The sequence below is a fragment of the Rhodococcus sp. IEGM1428 genome (assembly GCF_050321865.1).
Lineage (GTDB): Bacteria > Actinomycetota > Actinomycetes > Mycobacteriales > Mycobacteriaceae > Rhodococcoides.
The window spans coordinates 75,332-91,415 of record NZ_JBNQFW010000001.1 but is presented as its reverse complement, the minus strand read 5'-3'; the positions used below and the strand labels follow the sequence as shown (position 1 = coordinate 91,415).

At 64.9% G+C, this 16,084-nt stretch carries 17 protein-coding genes; 8 read left to right on the top strand and 9 right to left on the bottom strand.

Annotated features, from left to right (window positions below; all coding sequences use genetic code 11):
* Nucleotides 1–53 precede the first annotated feature (53 nt).
* The 3 genes from ACQR3T_RS00500 to shbA are packed head-to-tail and all read right to left on the bottom strand — an operon-like array spanning nt 54 to nt 2,978.
* Nucleotides 54–1,391 carry a methyltransferase family protein gene (locus tag ACQR3T_RS00500; RefSeq protein WP_428692198.1) on the bottom strand — a complete coding sequence of 446 codons (1,338 nt, stop codon included), beginning with the start codon at nt 1,389–1,391 and terminating at the stop codon, nt 54–56.
* Nucleotides 1,388–2,359 (bottom strand): hypothetical protein, encoded by a 972-nt coding sequence (locus tag ACQR3T_RS00495; RefSeq protein WP_428692197.1) that lies wholly within the window; start codon nt 2,357–2,359, stop codon nt 1,388–1,390. The genes ACQR3T_RS00500 and ACQR3T_RS00495 overlap by 4 nt, the downstream gene beginning before the upstream one ends.
* A 43-nt stretch (nt 2,360–2,402) precedes the next feature.
* Nucleotides 2,403–2,978: an RNA polymerase sigma factor ShbA gene (gene shbA / locus ACQR3T_RS00490; protein ID WP_428692196.1), complete on the bottom strand. Its 576-nt coding sequence runs from the start codon at nt 2,976–2,978 to the stop codon at nt 2,403–2,405.
* A 197-nt stretch (nt 2,979–3,175) separates the two neighbouring features.
* Here shbA and ACQR3T_RS00485 point away from each other — a divergent pair, with 197 nt between their 5' ends.
* A complete protein-coding gene (locus ACQR3T_RS00485; protein WP_428692195.1) occupies nt 3,176–4,123 on the top strand; it encodes an alpha/beta fold hydrolase in 948 nt (315 codons plus the stop codon).
* A 67-nt stretch (nt 4,124–4,190) separates the two neighbouring features.
* Here the strand turns inward: ACQR3T_RS00485 and ACQR3T_RS00480 are convergent, their stop codons facing one another.
* The 3 genes from ACQR3T_RS00480 to ACQR3T_RS00470 all read right to left on the bottom strand — a co-directional run bounded on the left by ACQR3T_RS00480 (nt 4,191) and on the right by ACQR3T_RS00470 (nt 7,120).
* Nucleotides 4,191–4,865 carry a hypothetical protein gene (locus tag ACQR3T_RS00480; RefSeq protein ID WP_037175505.1) on the bottom strand — a complete coding sequence of 225 codons (675 nt, stop codon included), beginning with the start codon at nt 4,863–4,865 and terminating at the stop codon, nt 4,191–4,193.
* A 192-nt stretch (nt 4,866–5,057) separates the two neighbouring features.
* Nucleotides 5,058–6,392, bottom strand: coding sequence for an ammonium transporter (locus ACQR3T_RS00475; protein ID WP_428692194.1), 1,335 nt, complete (start codon nt 6,390–6,392; stop codon nt 5,058–5,060).
* Complete coding sequence (locus tag ACQR3T_RS00470; RefSeq protein WP_428692193.1) at nt 6,389–7,120, bottom strand: enoyl-CoA hydratase; 732 nt, start codon at nt 7,118–7,120, stop codon at nt 6,389–6,391. The genes ACQR3T_RS00475 and ACQR3T_RS00470 overlap by 4 nt, the downstream gene beginning before the upstream one ends.
* A 65-nt stretch (nt 7,121–7,185) precedes the next feature.
* Between ACQR3T_RS00470 and ACQR3T_RS00465 the strand changes: the two genes are divergently transcribed.
* Nucleotides 7,186–8,250 carry an NAD(P)-binding domain-containing protein gene (locus ACQR3T_RS00465; RefSeq protein WP_428693021.1) on the top strand — a complete coding sequence of 355 codons (1,065 nt, stop codon included), beginning with the start codon at nt 7,186–7,188 and terminating at the stop codon, nt 8,248–8,250.
* Nucleotides 8,251–8,254: 4 nt separating this feature from the next.
* On the opposite strand, the gene ACQR3T_RS00460 is transcribed toward ACQR3T_RS00465, so the two are convergent.
* Together ACQR3T_RS00460 and ACQR3T_RS00455 are read right to left on the bottom strand one after the other, a co-directional pair.
* Nucleotides 8,255–9,082, bottom strand: a complete 828-nt coding sequence (locus tag ACQR3T_RS00460) for a uroporphyrinogen-III synthase (protein ID WP_428692192.1) — start codon at nt 9,080–9,082, stop codon at nt 8,255–8,257.
* Between the two features lie 40 nt (nt 9,083–9,122).
* A complete protein-coding gene (locus ACQR3T_RS00455; protein ID WP_428692191.1) occupies nt 9,123–9,971 on the bottom strand; it encodes an aldo/keto reductase in 849 nt (282 codons plus the stop codon).
* Between the two features lie 89 nt (nt 9,972–10,060).
* On the opposite strand from ACQR3T_RS00455, the gene ACQR3T_RS00450 reads away from it, so the two are divergent.
* Nucleotides 10,061–11,692: an ABC-F family ATP-binding cassette domain-containing protein gene (locus ACQR3T_RS00450; protein ID WP_428692190.1), complete on the top strand. Its 1,632-nt coding sequence runs from the start codon at nt 10,061–10,063 to the stop codon at nt 11,690–11,692.
* 20 nt (nt 11,693–11,712) lie between these two features.
* On the opposite strand, the gene ACQR3T_RS00445 is transcribed toward ACQR3T_RS00450, so the two are convergent.
* The gene (locus ACQR3T_RS00445) at nt 11,713–12,543 is read right to left on the bottom strand and encodes an alpha/beta fold hydrolase (protein ID WP_428692189.1); all 831 of its coding nucleotides are present in this window, start codon (nt 12,541–12,543) and stop codon (nt 11,713–11,715) included.
* Nucleotides 12,544–12,624: 81 nt separating this feature from the next.
* Between ACQR3T_RS00445 and ACQR3T_RS00440 the strand changes: the two genes are divergently transcribed.
* From ACQR3T_RS00440 to ACQR3T_RS00420, 5 genes are all read left to right on the top strand, one after another.
* On the top strand, nt 12,625–13,080 hold the full coding sequence (locus tag ACQR3T_RS00440) for a MarR family winged helix-turn-helix transcriptional regulator (protein WP_428692188.1): 456 nt from the start codon (nt 12,625–12,627) through the stop codon (nt 13,078–13,080).
* 64 nt (nt 13,081–13,144) lie between these two features.
* Complete coding sequence (locus ACQR3T_RS00435; protein ID WP_032377379.1) at nt 13,145–13,417, top strand: helix-turn-helix transcriptional regulator; 273 nt, start codon at nt 13,145–13,147, stop codon at nt 13,415–13,417.
* The gene (locus ACQR3T_RS00430; protein WP_032377380.1) at nt 13,414–13,965 is read left to right on the top strand and encodes a hypothetical protein; all 552 of its coding nucleotides are present in this window, start codon (nt 13,414–13,416) and stop codon (nt 13,963–13,965) included. Before ACQR3T_RS00435 ends, ACQR3T_RS00430 begins: the two co-directional genes overlap by 4 nt.
* A gap of 16 nt (nt 13,966–13,981) precedes the next feature.
* Nucleotides 13,982–14,875, top strand: coding sequence for an ABC transporter ATP-binding protein (locus ACQR3T_RS00425; RefSeq protein WP_269605254.1), 894 nt, complete (start codon nt 13,982–13,984; stop codon nt 14,873–14,875).
* Nucleotides 14,872–16,071, top strand: a complete 1,200-nt coding sequence (locus tag ACQR3T_RS00420) for an ABC transporter permease (RefSeq protein WP_032377382.1) — start codon at nt 14,872–14,874, stop codon at nt 16,069–16,071. The genes ACQR3T_RS00425 and ACQR3T_RS00420 overlap by 4 nt, the downstream gene beginning before the upstream one ends.
* Nucleotides 16,072–16,084: the final 13 nt, after the last annotated feature.

Genomic DNA, 16,084 nt, shown 5'->3' with positions numbered 1-16,084 from the left:
ACGTAGGGCTGCCACGTTGCCGCCGTGTCTTGCGTGTGTGTAGCTACTGTTACTCATTCGGACGATTCGGACATGCGCTCGGGAATCGCCCGCGGAGCGCCCCCGGACGCGTCGGTCACCAGCGCGATGACGCTGGCCAGCACCGGAGCTCTCATCACCCAACCCACCACGGCCCATCCCAACGTCAGATGCTCGAGCGCACATCCGATCGCACGAGTGCCGTCGGCGACGACGCATCCATCGCTGCTCTCGTAGCGGACGCGGCGAAGTGTTCCCGGATGGTCCTCGGCGGCCGCGATCACCAGTCCCGCCGAAGGACGACGTGTGAACCACGGCCCGACGACGCTGCACGGGTCGCACGTGACGGACGCGTACAGCGTCCCCGATGCGCGGTCGGGACGTGCGTGCCATCGAGGGAGCCAGTTGCGAACCTGCGATCGGTGTTCGTTCCAGGCCGGTCCGAACCTCGCTGTCAGATGGGCCGTCTCGTTCCATGCCGCGATGCCGCTACTGAATGCGGCACCCGCCACTGCGGCCAGGATCAGAGCCGGCGCACCGAACAGAACCGCGCCGGTCGCGAGAATCAGTACCGCGCACAGCTGCATCGGATTGGCCACGTAGGCATAGGGTCCCGAGGTCACGAGGCGAGTGGGCGGATCCCAGGGAAAAGGCGTTCCGTGGCCGATGATCGCGAAATCCCAGACGGCGCGCATGGCCACGATACCCAGCACGGCGATCACCTGAATCGTCACCGAATCCAGCGGACCACCTGTCCCGGCGAGCACTCCTGCCCACGACCTTCCGGTCGCCTCGAACGCGGCGGAGGGAATCACGAAGACCAGCAACGACGCGAACAGCATCATCTGCAACACCACCCGAACGCGCAGCGCTCGCCCAGACGCCGTCGCCATGCCCAGAGCGGTTGCCGGAAGCAAACATACGGCAACGGCGAGCACTTCGCCCCGCCACCACGACGGCGTGAGGACCACCAGGGGCTCGAGACTTCCCATCACCAGAACGTCGGCCGTGACCAGAACTGCGACGATCGGAAGCGGATTCACCCAGCGAGACAACAGGATCGGTACCGCTCCCCACAGCAACGCCCAACCGAATATCACATCGACCGGCACCTCGAACCATTCGAGACCGTCGGTCCCGAAGCTCCACCACCCCAGGCGAACCGCGAGTGCATTGACAGGCAGCAGACTCACCGTGCTCCACAGCAACGCCAGCAGCGCACCGCCGCGCACCCTGACGTCCGCTCCGACACCCCACAGACCGGCGATCCACAGCACCGCGACCGAGACCAGCGGCACCATCAGTACCGCAGATCGCAGCACCGCGATGTCCAGACCGGTCTGTACTGCCGAGCTCACGATCACTGCGCTCACGCCTGCAGGTCGAGCGAATCCAGTAGATACTCTGCTGCCCGCTCGGCCACGAAGGTCTCGATGGGACCGAAGTACCAGGCGGGCGCGAGTTGGCGGTCGAAGTTCAACGTCCACGTCACTGCGGTACGGCCGTCGCCCTGCTCGGCCCAGCCGACGTCGATCGTCTTCCAGGTCAGCCACGTCGCGAGTGGGGTCGTGTCCGAGACAACCTGCATCCGAACCGACGTCGTGGTTCGCTCGGTGACCTCGAGCGTCAACGCCGACGACTGCTCACCCCAATGATGAGTGGACATCATCGCGGGCCGATGGTGTGCCCCGGCGAATTCGACGACCCTCCGGTCACCGACCTGCGAGCCCTGCACATCCTCGTGTTGCGGTTCGGGAAACCCCCAGGACAGGATGCCCGACGGCGCGACCTCGTGGAATCGCAGCGGAGAGCCGACAGCCGAGTTCACCTGCGCGGAGGAGGCGTCGAACACGCGGGTTGCCGAGACCGTCGAATCCGAGGGGAAGGTCGTCATCGGCAGCACACCCTCGGACGCCATGACGAGTACGAGCACGGGGAGAACCGAAATCTGGAGCTTGTTACCGCCCTGCCGCCGGACGTAGGAGACGAAACCGACCACGACGATGGCCACGCCGTAGAAGATCGGTGCCGCGAAGATGACGCAGATGAAGCCTTCGCCCAGCACGATCATCGACAGCAACAGGCACACCGTCACCACCTTGACCGTCGTTCCGATGGCGCTGCCCCACGGTGCCGACAGCACGACGACGATTGCGAGTACGGCAGGAATTCCGACGTAGAACGCTGCGGTTTGGTCCTGGCCGGTGTCCTGCAGAATCTTCCGAACGATCACGGCCACGGCGAAGGCGAGCACGATGGCAGCCAACACCCACTGCTGACGGTTCGGTCGGTGCCCCTGCTCTGGCACGAACTCTGGCTCGGGTCCCCCTGTACCGGTCATTGTGACAGTCGATCACACCAGCAGGTGCCTCGCGGCGAATGAGTCAGGCGACTGCGCGGGCGTCGAGCAGCGAGAAGTTCGCAAGTTCGGCACGAAGCATGTTCATCGCCCGATGCTGGGCCACCCGCACGGCTCCGGCCGTCATTCCGAGGGCAGCACCGGTTTGCGGTGCCGTCAGACCCCACACCACTCGCATCAGAATGATCTTGCGGTACTTCGTCGGCAGAGTGTCCATCAGCGCCTGTGCGTGACTGCGCAGTTCGCCGCCGAGAGCGAGCTGCTCCGGCCCGGCGTCCTGAGACTGCTCCTCGGGCATTTCGTCGATGGAGAACGTCTGTCGCAATACAGATTTACGCCCGGCGTCGGCCAACTTGTGGGCAGCGATTCCGTACACGAAGGCCATGAAGGGCTTGCCCATGTCGCGGTACTTGGGAATGGCGGTGACCAAGGCTAGGCATACGTCCTGCACCACATCGTCGGCGGCGACGTCGAGGTTGCCGATTCGGGCGGCGCAATATCTGCGTACCGGCGGCTGGATCAGCACGAGCACCTGCTCGAGGGCGGTTCGATCTCCCGCGACGGCCTGCGGTACTACCTCGTCGAGCCTGTCCACGCCCATGGCCGATCTCCTCACTGGCAACGCGCGCCCTCACCTGAACGCTCATCAGTGCTTCGGTGCAGATTCCCGCTCGGCTTGGTCGCAGTGGCTATCACATCCGAAGAAAATGTGATTCAGGTAACACGGCGTGTCGCGGGAGCGAAGTACCCGACAACAACCTCGTCGCAGCACGTGACCTTCACACCCGCGGAGCGCACATGAACACCAGCGAGCAGACCCATCAGGTCGGTCGCCGCAGCACCGTCGCTGCGGGCGATGGCACTGCACTGGCGGTTCGCGAATTCGGACATCCGAATGCGCCTCTGACCGCGGTGTTCGTGCACGGGCACTGCCTGCGCATGCAGTCGTGGACGGACCTGCGCCGGCAGGTGGAACACACGTGGGGCGACGACGTCCGAATCGTGATGTACGACCACCGCGGTCACGGAGAGTCGAGCGCGGCCGTGCCGGAGAGCTGCACCATAGATCAGCTCGGCGAGGACCTGGCCGACGTCATTCGCGCTGTCGTCCCGGTGGGACCGTTCGTCGTGATCGGACACTCGATGGGCGGCATGACGGCGCTCTCCTACGCGCGTCAGTACCCGGACGCCATCGGCTCCCGCCTCGTCGGGGTCGGGTTGATCGCGACGTCCGCGGGCGGGATCACCGACGACGGGCTCGGTAGTTGCCTCGCCCATCCGGCCGTGTCGGCATTTCAGGCGGCTGTTCGACGCGCCCCTCGACTGATGTCGGGTGCCAAGAGACTCAGCCGCGGGGTCTGCGCCCCCATCGTCAGGACGGCGGGATGCGGCGCCCACAAAGTCAGCCCGCGGGTGGTCACGCTGGCGACGGCCATGCTCGGCGACACGTCCATCGTGACGATGGCCGGGTTTCTCGGCGCGTTTCGAGGCCTCGACGAGGTGGCCGGCCTGGCGGCACTCGCCTCCATTCCGACCCTGGTGCTGTGCGGCTCGGACGACCTGATGACGCCGATGCGCCACTCGGAAACCCTTGCCGCCCACCTTCCCGACGCACGGCTGGTGCGCGTCGCGCAGGCCGGGCACATGGTGATTCTCGAACGAGCACACGAGGTGGCGGAGGCCGTCGTCGAACTCGTGACAACGGCTCGGCGTGCTCACGTGGGGGATCTCGCCCTGGCACGCTAGACCTTTCGACGACTGTGGCCCACACCGAATATCCGATGCGGGCCACAGCACTGTTGTCGAGGCGGTGTTACTTCTTGACTGCGGGCGGAGCGTTGAGCAGCTGGATGAACTGCCCGGCGTTACCGATGACCGCGCCGAGGCCACCGGCGGAGGTGCCGGCGAGCGATCCGATGGCACCGAGGGCGATTGCGCCGATGACGCAGCCGCCGATGGGGCCGGCTCCGAGAAGAGTTGCAACCGGTGCGGTCACGACAACTCCGGTGATGATTCCGAGGAGGCATCCGCCGACGATTCCGGTTGCAGCACCGAGGAATCCACCGACCGAAGCCGTGAGGCTGAGGTTGTCCTTGACACCAGCAACTGCGGCGGGCAGGTCGACCTGCTGCAGGCCGGGGAGAGAGGTGGAGACCGGAGTTGCCGCGGCGGGCGAGACATCGGCGGTCAGGGTGGCGTGGTTACCGTCGATCACGGCGGCGACGGGGTGCGAGAATCCGTCGGCGGCAATGGCCAGCGGAACCGAGTCGACCACGGCACCACTGGAATCGCGAACGACGAGGTGGTTGTCTTCGTTGCTCAGGGTGCCGGCCGTCGTGTCGACGAGGACCTGGTTGCCGGCCTGGGTGACGTTCCATCCGACGGCAGCGGCGGGAGCCGGTGCCGGATCGGCATAGGCGGTGCCCATGGCGGTCGTCATCGCTGCAATGACCAATGCGGACGTTGCCGCGAATCGAGTCAGCTTCATGTTCCTCAGTCTTTCGTCGTGTCCATCACTCGATGTCGAGCAGCGAAAAACTATGGGGACAACAAGCGGTCGAGGCGAACCGAAGATGAACGAACGGGGTCGAATGGAACAACGATCGATCGCATCAACCCGAAAGGGACAGAACGACTTTCAGCGACCGATCGGTACGTAAAGGGCGTGTACGGGTTGCCCCTACTTACCGAAAAGACCAGGCTTGTTGCTGCCGCCGTGGCCCACTCCGAAGTCGTAGGCGGACTCGGCATGCTCGTGCTCGTCGAGGCCGTCGGCTTCGTGCTGCGCGTCGGCGCGCACACCCATGACAGCCTTGATCGCGAACGCGATTCCGGTGGTGACCACCGCGCAGTAGACGAACACCGACACCACCGCGATCGCCTGCACCCACAGCTGGTGCAGGCCGCCGCCGTAGAACAGCCCGTCCACGCCCGCCGGCATCTGCGCGCTGGCTACGAGCCCGATCATCAGCGTGCCGACGATGCCACCGACGAGGTGCACACCGACGACGTCGAGCGAATCGTCGTAACCGAAGCGGTATTTGAGGCCGATGGCCAGAGCGCACAGGGCACCGGAGGCGATGCCGATTGCCGCGGCACCGATCGGGGTGACCGCCGCGCACGACGGTGTGATGGCCACCAGACCGGCCACGACGCCCGAGGCCGCGCCGAACGACGTGGCGTGCCCGTCCCGCCACTTCTCGACGACGAGCCACGCCGCCATGGACATCGCTCCGGCACCCATCGTGTTCACCAGGGCCACTGCGGCGACGCCGTCCGCGGCCAACGACGATCCCGCGTTGAAGCCGAACCAACCGAACCACAGCAACCCGGCACCGAGCATGACGGCCGGAAGGTTGTGCGGTCGCATGGGATCTCGTGGCCAGCCACGACGCTTCCCGACGACCAGCGCGAGCACCAGCCCGGCGACGCCTGCGTTGATCTCCACCGCAGTACCGCCGGCGAAGTCGATCGCGCCGAGCCTGTTCGTCACCCATCCGCCGAACTCACTGGTGAGCCCGTCGAGCGAGAACACCCAGTGCGCCACAGGGAAATACACGAGGGTGGACCACAACGCCGCGAACAGCACCCAGGGAACGAACCGCATCCGGTCTGCGACAGCGCCGGAGATCAGCGCCACCGTCACCATGGCGAATCCGGCCTGGAACGCCGCGAACACCAGTGCAGGAACGGTTCCCACCAAAGGAATCGACACCGCTCCCCCGGCCGAGGTGTACACCCCGCCCAACAGACCCTCGAAACCGGCGTACTGCAACGGGTTTCCGATCCACCCGCCGATCACGTTGTCGCCGAACACCATCGAGAAGCCGAACACCAACCACAACAGCCACACCACGGCGATGGCCGACAGGCTCATCATCATCATGTTCAGCACACTCTTTGAGCGCACCATGCCGCCGTAGAAGAAGGCCAGGCCGGGCGTCATCAGCAGCACCAGCGCGGTGCTGGCCAGCAGCCACGCGGTGTCGCCCGCGTCGGGCGCTCCGGTGATCACTTGCCCACGAACTTCGGCTTGCGCTTCTCGGCACGTGCCCGCCGCGCTTCCTTCATGTCCTCACTGCTCCACGCGGCCTCGAACGCCGCGTGCTGCTCCGGCGTCGGATCATCGTGAATCCCATCGTCGTTGAACACGAGCTTGAGATGACGCAGGGCCAGCGGAGCGAGCTCGGTGATGGACTCGGCGCACTGCGTTGCAACCGCGAGATCTCCGAGTTTGTTCGCCAAACCGGAGGTGAAGGCCTGCTCGGCATACACCCGCTCCCCGCCGAGCAGAATCGTGCGCGCAACTCCCCCACCGGCGAGCGCGGCCAGCCGCTTGATGGTCCAGTTGCTCACGGCAATACCGAGTCGCGTCGATGGAATCTCGAAGAAGCTTCCCGGCGCAACGACCCGAAGATCGCACGCAATGGCCAACTGTGTGCCTGCCCCCACGGCCGGTCCGTTGATCGCCGCGATCACCGGAATCGACACGGACTCGACGGCGATCAACATCTCCTCGAGGATCTGCCCGAACGAGTCGGGAAACGCATCACCGGTCAGATCCGCACCTGCACAGAAGCTGGTGCCCTGACCGGTGATGACGAGAACCCGCGCCCCGTCACGCTCGGCCTGTTCCACACCGTGGCGCACCGCAAGACACAGCTCCGTGTTCAACGCATTGCGTCGATCCGGTCGCTGCAATTCGAGAGTGACGACATCGCCGTCACGAGAGAGTCCGATCACGAGAGCAGAGGTTACCGACCAGTACCGGTTTTACCTACTGGGCGGCTGATCTACTGGTAGACGTGATCGACACTCGAGTTGCCGTCATCGGCGCGGGGCAGGCCGGACTCTCGGCCGGCTACCACCTCCACCGAGCCGGCCTGGACGCAGGCGCAGGCTTCGTGATGCTGGACGGTGCCCCCGGCCCCGGCGGCGCCTGGCAGTTCCGGTGGCCTTCGCTGACGCTGAGCACCGTCAACGGGGTTCACGACCTGCCCGGAATGACCTTCGCCGAAACGCTGGGCGACGAGCCGGCCGACACCATTCCGGCCGCCGAGGCCGTCCCCCGCTACTACCGCGAGTACGAGGACCGCTTCGAACTGCATGTTCGACGCCCCGTCACGGTGACAGTCGTGTGCGATCGCGAACCTCTCTTCCGGGTCGAGGCCGGCGAGACAGTCGTCATGGCCGAGGGATTGATCAATGCGACAGGAACGTGGGAGAAGCCGTTCGTTCCGCATTACGACGGAGCCGAGACGTTCACCGGCAGGCAATTGCACACGAAGGATTACCGGACGGCCGACGAGTTCGCCGGCAAGCACGTCGTGGTGGTGGGCGGCGGGATCTCGGCCGTCCAGCTGCTCGACGAGATTTCCCAGGTGACGACCACAACGTGGGTGACGCGCCGACCACCGGTGTTCCGGGACGGCGAGTTCGATCAGAATGCCGGACGGACGGCCGTGGCGATGGTCGAGGAGAGGGTGCGGGCGGGCCTGCCACCGGGCTCGGTCGTGTCGGTGACCGGGCTGTTGCTGACGCCGTCGTTGGCCGCCGCACGCGAGCGCGGCGCGCTCGAACGCAAGCCGATGTTCTCGGCGATCACCGCAGATTCGGTGGTGTGGGACGACGGATCGAGTCAACGCGCCGACGTGATTCTGTGGGCCACCGGTTTTCGCAGCGCACTGGACCACCTGGCCCCTCTGCGCTTGCGCGGGCACGGCGGAGGAATCGTCATGGACGGTCGACTAGCCACCCGAGTTGCAGCGAACCATCGCGTCCACTTGCTCGGCTACGGGCCGTCCGCGAGCACGATCGGAGCGAACCGCGCCGGACGAGCTGCGGTGACGGAGCTGCTGGAAACGCTGGGCTGAGTCTTCACGGCGAGGCGAGCTGCTCGGTCACGAACTTCGCCAGCGCACCCAATCGTGCCCGGCCCGGCATCGAGGTCGGGACACCCAACGCATCCAACGGTGCCGACGTCACCGGCCCCACGCAGATCGCGGCGACGGGGCCTCGAAGCGCGTCAAGAAAGGCGTCGAGCAGGCCGTTGTCCTTCGCGGTCGAGAGCAGGGACGCGACGGCGGGGGCGCTGGTGAACGTCACCGCGTCCACGCGGCGCTCGATGATCTGCTCCAACAGGTCGATGAGCGGGGCCTGATCCACGGGGCGAATCCAGCGATACACCGGGATCGGCCGGACATGCGCACCGAGTTCCCCCAGGGCGTCGCTCAGGTGGATCGTCGGTTCCCACTCGGTGATGACGCCGTGCAGCTGAACTGCGACGTCCACTCCGGAAACACCTTCGGCGGCAAGATGATCGGAGACTTCCTGCGAGGCCTCGGTGGCCGGCGACCACTCTTCACGAAGCCCCGCGCCGCGAATTGCCCCGCGCGCCTTGGGACCTCGGGCAATGATCCGCGTGTGCCCCAGTGCTGTCAGAAGGTCTTCGCGGATACCCCAGTCGGCGGCCGCGTCGAGCCAGCCCCGAAAGCCGATGCCGGTACTGATCACGACGATCTGCGGTGGGCGCTCGACGATGCCCTCGGTGGCCGACTTCAACTCGGAGTCGTCGATCAGAGGCAGAACGTGAATCGCCGCGGCGTGAACGATGTTCGCGCCGCGGCGTTCGAGCATGGTGGCCAGTTCGTCCGCACGCCGCTCGGCGGTGAGGGCAACGGTCTTGCCGTCGAGCGGTTCCGACATGGGTACAGACTAGGCCCCCGACGTACTTGGAACTGACAGGTCAGCTGCTGAACTTGTCCGGGTCCGGGCCGGTGCGGCCATCGGCGGAGTCCAGCGCATTGATCTGCTGAATTTCGTCGTTGCTCAGCTCGAAGCCGAACACGTCGAAGTTGCTGGCAATGCGCTCGGGGGTCACCGACTTGGGGATCACGACGTTGCCGAGCTGGATGTGCCAGCGCAGGATCACCTGGGCCGGGGTGACTCCGTGCGCCTCGGCGATGGGTGCGAAGGCCGGATCGTCCAGGACGGTGCCGGAGCCGAGCGGGCTCCATGCCTCGGTGGCGATGCCCTTCGAGGTATGAAAAGCGCGGAGCTCTTCCTGGATGAAGCGCGGGTGCAGCTCGATCTGGTTGATCGACGGCGTCTCACCGACCGCGTCGATCAGCTTCTCGAGGGTGGGAATGGTAAAATTGGAGACGCCGATCGAACCGATCCGGCCGTCGGCCTTGAGCTTCTGGAAAGCCTTGAAGGTGTCGATGTACTTGTCGCGATCGAGCTGCTGCCAGTGAATGAGGTACAGGTCGAGGTACTCGAGTCCGAGGCGATCCATGCTCGCGTCGAACGCCTTCAAGGTGGAGTCGTAGCCCTGATCGTCGTTCCACAGCTTGGTGGTGATGAACAGCTCGTCGCGGGCGATGCCGGACTCTGCGATCGCCTTGCCGGTGCCGGCCTCGTTCTCGTACACCTTGGCGGTGTCGATGCTGCGGTACCCGACCTTCAGCGCCTCGGCCACTGCGGCCTGGGCACCGTCGTCGGGAACCTGCCATACACCGAACCCGAGCTGGGGAATGGACGTGCCGTCGTTGAGCACGATGGTCGGGACAGTACTGGTCTCGGCTGAATACGTCATACGAATGGCAACGGTGGGTGAGGTGGTGTTGTTCCCGGGCGGGAGTGGAGCCTGCGGAACGACCAGAAGTTGCGGCCTACAGTTTCGGTGTGACCGCAACGCTTCGTATCGATGATCTCGCCGCCTTTCACGGCGATCGAACTCTGTTTTCCGGGCTCGACCTCACGGTGACCGAGGGCGATGTGATCGGGCTCGTCGGCGCGAACGGCGCAGGTAAATCGACGCTGTTGACGCTGCTCGCGGGGGTGGGGACGGCCGATCACGAGGGTGAGATCTACACCAGCCCGCCCGACGCGACCGTCGGGTACCTGGCACAGGAGCCCGAACGCATTACCGGGGAGACGGTGTTGGATTTCCTCGGCCGGCGGACCGGGGTCACTTCGGCCGAAGCTTCCATGAACGCAGCAGCCGAGGCGTTGGGTTCGAGTGACGAGGACCTCTACACCCCAGCACTGGAGAAGTGGCTGGCTCTCGGCGGCGCGGATCTGGCGGAGCGCACGGCGAAGGTGCTGGCGGATCTCGGTCTGGATGTCGACGGGTCTGCGCTCATGACGGCGCTGTCCGGTGGGCAAGCCGCCCGTGCCGGGCTCGCCGCGATTCTGCTCGCTCGCTACGACATTCTTCTGCTCGACGAGCCGACCAACGACCTGGATCTGGCGGGCCTCGAGCAACTGGAGCAGTTCGTCGTCGCGACGCGGGCGGCAATCGTCGTCGTCAGTCACGATCGTGAATTCCTGGCGCGGACGGTGACGGGAGTCGTCGAGCTCGATCGGGCGCAGCGTCGCATCGATGTGTACGACGGCAGCTACCAGTCCTATCTGGCCGAACGCGAGATTGCGCGCCAGCATGCGCAGGAGAAGTACGACGAGTTCGCGGACACCAAGTCCGCGTTGGAATCTCGCGCGCAGATGCAGCAGAACTGGATGGAGTCGGGGGTACGCAATGCGCGCCGGAAGGCCACCGACAACGACAAGATAGCGCGCAAGACGCGCGCCGAGTCGACAGAGAAGCAGGCCGCGAAAGCCCGTCAGACGCAGCGCCGCATCGAGCGACTCGAGGTGGTCGAGGAACCCCGCAAGGAATGGGAGCTGCGGATGGAGATCGCGGCGGCTCCCCGTAGCGGCACCGTCGTCTCGGTGTTGGGTGGCGCTCTCGTGCGGCGATCCGGGTTCACGTTCGGACCGGTGACGACGCAGATCGAGTGGGGTGATCGAATCCTCATCACCGGGCCGAACGGCTCCGGTAAGACGACGTTGCTGTCGGTACTGCTGGGCAGGCTCAGTCCGGACGAGGGCACAGCCTCACTGGGATCCGGAGTCGCCGTCGGCGAAATCGACCAGGCCAGAGTATATTTCGTCGGTGACGGCACAGTGTCCGACGCCTTGAGCGCAGCGGTTCCCGAGTGGCCCGACGCCGAAGTCCGCACACTGCTGGCCAAGTTCGGACTACGCGGCGACGACGCACTCCGGCCGGCGTCCTCACTCTCGCCCGGTGAGCGAACCCGAGCGGCACTCGCTTTGCTGCAGGCCCGTGGCGTGAACCTTTTGGTGTTGGACGAACCGACCAACCACCTCGACCTGCCCGCCATCGAGCAACTCGAACGTGCGATGGAGAACTTCGAGGGCACCCTGTTGCTGGTCACCCACGACCGCCGAATGCTCGACACGGTCCGCAGCACTCGTCACTGGACGATGACCGACGGGCAGCTGTCGGAACTGTAAGGGGCAGCACCCGATTCACATCAGCTCAACAGAATCTCGTTCACCTCGGCTGCGGGAAGCATCGGCAACGTGTGATGCGTTGCGTTGTCGAGGATTACCGTCCTCGCTGCAGGCAGCACAGTTCGGACTGCCGCCTCGATGCGGACCGCGTTGTGCACCTTCCCTTTCCCTGCGAGGACCACTGTGGTGCGCACACCGAAGTTCTCGAACTCAGCAGGCTTCGGCCGTTTCGGGACGATGGTTCTTGTGGTCGGGGCATGTGCAGCTCCCAGAGCAAGTACGTAGAGCCAATCCGAATCCAACTGCGCGCCGTCGGTTTCCCATCGGACGAAGCTGCGCTGCCGTTTCTCGTTGGGCGACAGCAGGATCGGCAGGGCATGCAGCAGGTACCGCGGACTCATGGAACCGAAGCAGGAATTGGGATCGAGTAGCGTCAACGCATCGACGCGGCTCTCGTTGCGCAAGGCGTACGCCAGCGCGATCATCGCGCCATATGAATGGCCGCAGAGCGCCGCGGTGGGCAGTTTCAGCTCATCCAGCACCGCCGTCACCCAGTTCAGCAGCTCGTCCACGGAGTCGATGGACCGGTCACCCGGCACGCTCCGACCGGCGTCGCCCATCAGGTCCACCGCGTACACCCGAAAGTGCTGCGAGAGCGCTGCAACGTTGGCGAACCAGACGGTCGACGTCGCGCCCGCGCCCGGCAGTAGCACCAGCGCCGGACCGTCGACGGGTCCGCAGGCGTTGATTCGTGTGGAGCCGTAGACCGTTTTCACGTCGATGGCCTGGGTATGTGCCGGCCACTTCCGCAGCACCCGGTCGTATGCGGCATAGAACTTCTCCAACGTCACGACAACCCTCTATTCTCTCGATGATCGAGATAGTAGACAATAGAGAGACTTCCCGTCCAGCATCTCCCGAGGGATCAGCACATGACCGAGCCCGCCTCTACCGTCCATCAGCTACGCGCACTGACGGTCGACCTCGATCTTCTGGGCGCGGAGTTCGCGCAGAGACATGCGCTCCACCCGACGGATATCCGGGCGCTGATCTGCCTCCTCGACGCGGACCGAGCCGGAACGCGCGCTACCCCCGGTTGGCTAGGAGCCCAGCTGGGCCTGGAATCCGCGTCGGTCACGGCCCTGATCGATCGAATGAGCAAGCGAGACTTGGTATCACGCGAAGCGGACCCAGCCGATCGTCGGCGAGTACTGCTGCGCGTGACCGCGCATGCGTCGGAACTCGGTACCACATTCTTCGGCCCCGTCATCGGCCGAGCAGTCGACGAGCTGGCGCGCTTTGCACCCGAGCAGCGGGCGACGATCGACGAGTTTCTGACGACCATGCGCGCCATCGTTGCCGAAGCCCGGGACCAACAGGAAACGTAGCCGACTCGAGTAGTCCGTTATTAAACGTTGACAGATCGTTGGGTTTATACAACACTTCATTGTCATGAGCCCCATCAAGCGCGGTACCGCGCTCCCGATATTCAACAGGGTGGGTGTTCTGCGGGCAGAACGAAAGATGAGCCGCGCACAACTGGCCGAACTCGTCGAAGTGAATCCCCAGACGGTGGGAGCCCTCGAGCGAGGCGACCACTACCCGAGCCTCGATCTCGCGATGCGCATCTGCGACGTCTTCGATCTGCCGATCGAAGCCGTGTTCTCGCGCACCGAACTCGGACCACTCTCGGCCGAACTCTTCCGAAGGGAAAAGGATCGATGACTACGCCCGGCTCCGACATCCTCACCCGCTACCAGGAGCGTCGCACGCGGCGCTTCTTGGAGAACGACGCGAAAACCCGTCACTGGCTTCCGAACTGGCGCACCCAGAAACGTCGACGCATACTCGCCGTCTTACTGTTGGCGTCCTTGCTCACCCTGTTGGTGATTGCCGTGTGGTCGCTGTTCTCCCGGTGGGCACCGATCGCATGGATCCCGGCCACGGTGATGTTTCTCGTCGCGTGGACGATGCTGCAGACAGTGTCCCGTCGGCACAGCGATGCACCCGTGGGCGCACTCGACGAATGGGAAGTGCAGCAGCGCAACGAAGCACGCTCGATCGGCCTCACCGTCACCCAGGCTCTGGTGATGATGGCAATTCTTCCAGTGATCGTGCTGTCGGGAGGGTACGACAACGAAAACCTTTCTTACGCCGCGGGTTTGTGGACGCTTGTTGCCCTGCTGGCCGGTGGGTGCTCCCCCGCAATCATTCTCGCCTGGATCACCCCCGACCCCGAACCAGAAGACACCGAAGATTTCGACCAGCAGTAACGACCGAAAGGGCACCATGAGCACCCTCACGATCGACTCCGTCTCCAAGAGATACGGCGACAAGATCGCCCTGGACAACCTGAGTTTCGACGTCCGGCCGGGCGAGCTGTTCGGCTTCGTCGGCAGCAATGGCGCGGGCAAGACCACCACGATGCGCATCGCATTGGGCGTACTGTCTGCAGATTCCGGCCAGGTTCTGTTGGGCGGCAAGCCCGTCGACCTCGACGTCCGCCGCACCATCGGATACATGCCGGAGGAACGCGGCCTGTACCCGAAGATGAAGGTCGGCCCGCAACTGGCGTACATGGCCGAGCTCCATGGCTTGTCGTCGAAGGATGCCAAAGCTGCGGTGATTCGCTGGACCGAACGTCTGGGCATCGACGAGCGAGTGAACGACACCGTCGACGCGCTGAGCCTGGGCAATCAGCAGCGTGTACAGCTGGCGGCAGCGCTGGTGCACGACCCCGCGGTTCTCGTGTTGGACGAGCCGTTCTCCGGCCTCGACCCGATCGCCGTCGACGTCATGAGCGAGGTCCTCCGCGAAAAAGCGGCTGCCGGAGTGCCGGTGGTGTTCTCGAGCCACCAACTCGACCTGGTGCAACGTCTGTGCGACCGTGTCGGCATCATCGCCGCCGGCTCGATGAAAGCCGTCGGCACCGTCGACGAACTACGCGGATCGGGAGATTCGCACCTGCACGTCCACGCACCGAACGCTGCCCCCGGATGGGCGTCGGGCATCGACGGAGTGAGCATTCTCGACCACAGCGACGGCATCACCGTTCTGGGGTTGGCACCGGGAGCCGACGATCAAGCAGTTCTGCGGGCCGCGCTCGCGACCGGACCGGTCCATGAATTCTCCATCCAGAAACCTTCCCTGAGCGACCTGTTCCGAGAGGCGGTAGTGGCATGAGCTCCCAACTGAATTCCTTCAGCGCAGTCTCACTGATTGCCAAGCGCGAGTTCACCGTTCAGGTGATGAAGAAAAGCTTCGTCATCAGCAACGTCATCATTCTGGCCGTCATCGTCGGCGGCATCATTGCGTACTCGATCTTCTCCGGCAGCGGCGACGAGGAGCGCGACGTCGTCGGCATCGCTGGTGATCAGTCCATCGCGGCCGTAGTGGAAGCAACCGGCGACGCCGTCGGTTCTCCGGTCGAAGTTCGTGAGATCGCCGACGCGGGGGCCGCACGGAGCGGCGTCGAATCCGGAGATCTCGACGTGGCGCTGGTGCCGGACGGAACCGCAGGCGCATACACAGCCGTCACCGAGTCCGATCTGACCGGGACGTTGAGAGCAGTCGTCGAGGGCAGTGTTGCGACGCAGGCCACGAATGCTGCACTGGCGCAACAGGGTGTCGACCAGAACGAACTCGCAGCGTCGACGGGTGCCGCGACGGTCACCGTCGACGCCATCGATCCGCCGGACCCCGAAGCCGGTCAGCGGACCGCTCTGGCGCTGTCGGCAGTGTTCCTGCTGTACGCCCAGATCATCGGCTTCGGTATGTACGTCGCGATGGGCGTCGTCGAAGAGAAGTCCTCACGGGTGGTCGAACTGCTGCTCTCCACCGTTCGCCCTCTGCAGCTGCTGTGGGGCAAGATCCTCGGCATCGGTGCCGTCGGCATCCTGCAGCTCGCCCTCTACGGAATTGCCGGTGTGGGAGCAGGATTGGGCACTGGCGTACTCACCGTCACCGGCGCTGCGGTGAGTGTCTTCGCTGCTACGTTGGCCTGGTTCATCCTGGGCTTCGCCTTCTTCGCGGTGCTCTATGCGGCGGGCGGGTCGATGGTCTCGCGGCAGGAGGACGTGAACTCGACGACCATGCCGCTCCTGATCCTGATCATGGCAATGTTCTTCGCCGCCTTCTACTCCGTCAGCGATCCGGAGAGCACACTCGCGAACACATTGAGCTGGATCCCCCCGTTCTCCGCGATCATGATGCCGTTGCGCATCGCCGCCGGCGTGACCTCGCCGGTGCAGATTGTCGGATCGGCGGTCCTGATGATCATCACCACCGCCATCCTGGCGATGGGTGCAGCGAAGATCTACCAGCGATCCATTCTGCGAATCGGCAAGACCGTCTCGTGGAAGGAAGCGTTTGCTCGCTAGGGTTTGCTGCGTA